The sequence below is a fragment of the Bacteroides sp. 1001302B_160321_D4 genome, assembly GCF_015667765.1.
GTDB classification, from domain to species: Bacteria; Bacteroidota; Bacteroidia; order Bacteroidales; family Bacteroidaceae; genus Bacteroides; species Bacteroides xylanisolvens.
On sequence record NZ_JADPLO010000126.1, the window covers coordinates 1 to 4,447 of the forward strand.

The 4,447-nt window shown below is 33.8% G+C and carries 2 protein-coding genes; one reads left to right on the forward strand and one right to left on the reverse strand.

Annotated features, from left to right (window positions below):
- Positions 1-715: 715 nt before the first annotated feature.
- The gene (locus tag KFO40_RS25165; protein WP_117685409.1) at positions 716-1,999 is read right to left on the reverse strand and encodes a site-specific integrase; all 1,284 of its coding nucleotides are present in this window, start codon (positions 1,997-1,999) and stop codon (positions 716-718) included.
- Positions 2,000-2,534: 535 nt separating this feature from the next.
- Here KFO40_RS25165 and KFO40_RS25170 point away from each other — a divergent pair.
- Positions 2,535-4,447: glutaminase domain-containing protein (locus KFO40_RS25170; RefSeq protein WP_211146923.1), on the forward strand; the 1,913-nt coding region annotated here is incomplete at its 3' end.

The window sequence follows — 4,447 nt, forward strand, 5'->3', positions numbered from 1 at the left end:
GACTAAATTGTCGTTTGTTAACTGATTGAAATACAGTAGAATATGTTCATATTGTATTGTCTTTGTGTTGTTGTGGCTATTAAATGAAGTACAAAATTCTAATTTATGAGCAGACTTTTAATAAATAAAAAGTTAATGGATAAATGTAGTGGTAGTCTAAGATGAGAAATGGACTAATCTGAAAAAATGAATATTTTTCCTCTCTCTCTTTTCATTTATCCATGTAATTTCTTTTATGACATAAAAACTAGCAGCATTTTAAGATATTAAAAATCAAATAGATTGAATAATTACTCTTGTTGAATGAATTCGACGTAAATAAAGCTTTCTGGAATGATTTATCTATCTTTTTATGCTATTTTGCAGAGAAATGTTATTGTGTGATAGCTTAAGGTAATAAGGAAAGTAGATGTTAGAACTCCATTCAGGAGTCCATAGTGTGGTTTATTTTAAACCAATAAGTAGTTTCTTTTAAAGGTAGGAGATGTTCCTTTTAAACCAACGACATGTTTCATTATATCAAAACTTGTTTTCGATAGTAGGAAAAAATACATGTTTATAAAGAATTATGCTATATATATTCAATAAAAGGAATATATATAATGTAAATGTGACTTTCTTTTTTCTATTTAGCAATTCAATAGAATCTTAATTCTTCTGCATATATGAAAAATAGAACATAATTTGAAATAACTAAGATGAAATATTTCAATCTTTACCTGGCAAGTTTAGCTCGAAGTTCTTTTAGTCTTTTTGCAGCCTGTAGATTATCAACCTTTATATATCTCATAAATGCAGATGGACTCTTATGCCCGGATATGCGCATAAGTTCTCCGGCAGGAAAGCCGGATAAGTACATATTTGTGCAAAACGATCGTCGGCAAGTATGAGAAGAGATCATCTCCCATTTTTCATAGACTCTCTTTTCCCGTTCTTTCCCTTTCTTGCGAACAACTTCGATCTTCTGTTTTAGTTTTGCCCTTCGCCCTAATTCTTTAACCCTTTCGTTGAATATATATCTAGGAATTTTAGGTAAATCATAGTTGTACTTCTTGAGTATTTCCGGTACATAATCGATCATAGGAATTATGACAGCTTTATGCACTTTTCTCTGTTTGAGATTTATAATCTCATTATCTAAGTCAATATGTTCGGGACTTAATGTTGAGAGATCACTATATCGTAGTCCTGTAAAACACCCAGTAATAAAAACATCTCTAATCTCTTCCAATTGCTTATCATCTGACAAGTCTAACTCGTGTATTGTTGAAAGTTCCTTTTCACTTAAATAAATAGCATCAGTTTCTTCTTCTACGACCTTAAAATGCTTCAAGTCAATTGGAGGAATAACTCCTTTATCTATTTGATAATTAACAAATCCCTTTAACAAACGTATAATTTTTCCTGCAGAATTAGTGAGCAAGCCAACACTCCCATCGGGCTTTATAACCTTATAAAATAAATAGTCCATGAATTCATTATAAAATATAAGATTCAAGTTATGAAAAGTAATTGGTTGCGATGAATGTTCTTTGAAAGCGATCAGATGTTTGCGAAGTGTTCGGTAGTCCTTTATTTGATCTGCAGAAACAACTGGAGCTTTTTCTGTAATATATCTTTCTAATGCGTCAAAGATATCTACCCGATTAGGACGTAACTCATATTCTCTATTCTTTTTTAGTTCAAGTAAAACAAAATCTACGGTTGGACTTATTCCGTTTATCTTAGCATATGTAAGAATTTCTCCAAGCTTGGATGTTATTCTAATCAGGCAGGCATCAATTTCATCATAGTTTGGACAAGCGCGCTTAATCCATCTCTTTTTAGAATCCCAGTGTTCCGGTTTAATACTGTATCCAGTAGAGATAAGCGTACGCTTAGTTCGATTGTAGTTATATCGAACATAAAGGACAGTAGTCCCCTCTCGAGTGACGTACCTAGGTTTAATATATGGAGTATATTTTGCGATAGTAAAATCTGTATTGCTTTCGTATTGCAAAGTTACAAAAGCTATCCGAAATGAGCAATATCTCATCGTTAAAAGCTAGAACCTCCAAAAACATTGTACTATCTTAATAAAAGTGGATAAATATTGCTCAAAAAGGAAAAAAACTACTCAAAGCACACTGTAAGAGACTTATTTTGCACTTTAAAAACACTCAAAATATGAAAAAAGAATAGATTTTGTCCTTTCTTGAACACAGATTTTCCTAATATTTAGCATTAATTCCATTATTTTGTAGCTTTACAAATAAAATGCTATGGAAAAACAAATGGATTTGTATGATTCCTGGGTCCTACCTGAAACACACAATTCTATATAAACTTTTCCTCTAGCATTTATAAATATTCGACAGTACTGATTTTAATATATTATTTAGGTATAGCGATAAGAAAGGTAAGATTGCATTTAAAAGGTAATAGTAAGAAGGTAAAAAGAGAAATAAAAGAAAACGTAGGGTTTGTTTTTCTTTATAGGTAAACAAGATTGTAGATGGGTAACCTTAAAATTGTAGATTAATTAGAAAATATTTATGAAGAAACTACTAACAGTAATGGCCTTTTCGGTCGGTTTATTCGCAAATGCTCAAACCGGCAACTTATTTAAACCAGTAAAAGAGATAGCGCTACGTACTCCATCGGTACCTATCGTTGTTTCAGATCCTCACTTCTCTATCTGGTCTCCTTATGATAAATTAATGGAAGGAAGTACAGAACACTGGACTACAGCTAAGAAACCATTAGTAGGGGCTTTACGCGTAGATGGTAAAGTGTATCGTTTCCTGGGTAAAGATCAAGTAGCTCTAATACCTATCGCTCCCATGACAAATGTGGAACGTTGGGAGGCTGCATATACTAATAGTCAACCAGCAAATGGATGGCAAGAATTCCAGTTTGATGATAGTAGTTGGAAAAAAGGTAAAGCTGCTTTCGGTAGCCGTGATATGCCACGTGTTCGCACAGAATGGAAAGGAGATAATACAGATATTTATATCCGACGTACATTTGAAATAAATGATTTAGATTTAACAGAGAATATTTTTCTTATTTATTCTCATGACGATGTATTCGAATTATATTTAAATGGAGAAAAACTGGTTGCTACAGATCTCGTATGGAAGAATAATGTAAACCTAAAACTTTCAGATGAAGCCAAGAAAAAACTTCGTAATGGCAAAAATGTGATTGCAGCGCATTGTCATAACACAACTGGAGGATCTTATGTGGATTTTGGTTTATATCGTGAAAAGAAAAATGCAGTAACATTTGAAAATGAGGCTGTACAGAAATCGGTAGATGTACTAGCCACTTCCAGTTACTATACATTCACCTGCGGACCTGTCGAATTAGATGTTGTATTTACAGCGCCTCAATTGATAGATGACTTGGATTTGTTGTCAACTCCGATTAACTACATCTCCTATCGCGTGCGTCCTCTTGATAAAAAAGAGCATGATGTACAATTCTATATAGAAACGACTCCAGTATTAGCAGTGAATGAGACTACTCAGCCTACTATTGCACGTACATTATCGAAAAATGGTATTAGTTATGTAGAAGCTGGCACCATCAACCAGCCGATATGTGATCGTAAAGGTGATTTGATTTGTGCTGACTGGGGATATGTATATCTTGGTAGTGTAAATGGAGCAGGAAAATCTATAAGTTTGGGTGACTATAGCGGAATGAAGGAAGCTTTTGTTAAAAATGGAACTTTAGCTTCAAGTAAAACCAAATGGGTTACTCGTCGGGAAGAAAATACTCCTGCAATGGCTTATGTACATAATTTTGGAACTGTTACCAAAGATGGTAAAGATGGTTTCTTGATGATCGGTTATGATGACATTTATTCCATTGAATATATGTATGAGAAACGTATGGGATATTGGAAACATGATGGTAAAGTGACAATTTTTGATGCTTTCGAAAAACTGAGAGATAACTATCAATCCATTATGGAGCGTTGTCGTGCACTTGATGAACTTATTTATAGCGATGCAGAAAAAGCAGGTGGTAAAAAATATGCAGAAATATGTTCTGCTTCATATCGTCAAGTGATTTCCGCCCATAAACTTTTCACAGACAAAGAAGGTAACCTGATGTGGTTCTCTAAAGAGAATAACAGTAATGGTTGTATCAATACAGTCGATCTGACCTATCCGTCCGCCCCTTTGTTCCTCGTTTATAATCCAGATTTGGAAAAAGCCATGATGACTAGCATTTTCGAATATAGTGCAAGTGGGCGTTGGAATAAACCTTTTGCAGCACATGACCTTGGCACTTATCCAATAGCTAATGGACAAGTTTATGGTGGTGACATGCCGATTGAAGAAAGTGGTAATATGGTGATTCTAACTGCAGCTATTTCAAAAATTGAAGGTAATGCCGATTATGCTAAGAAATATTGGGACATTTTGACGACATGGACTAATTATTTAGTAGAGTA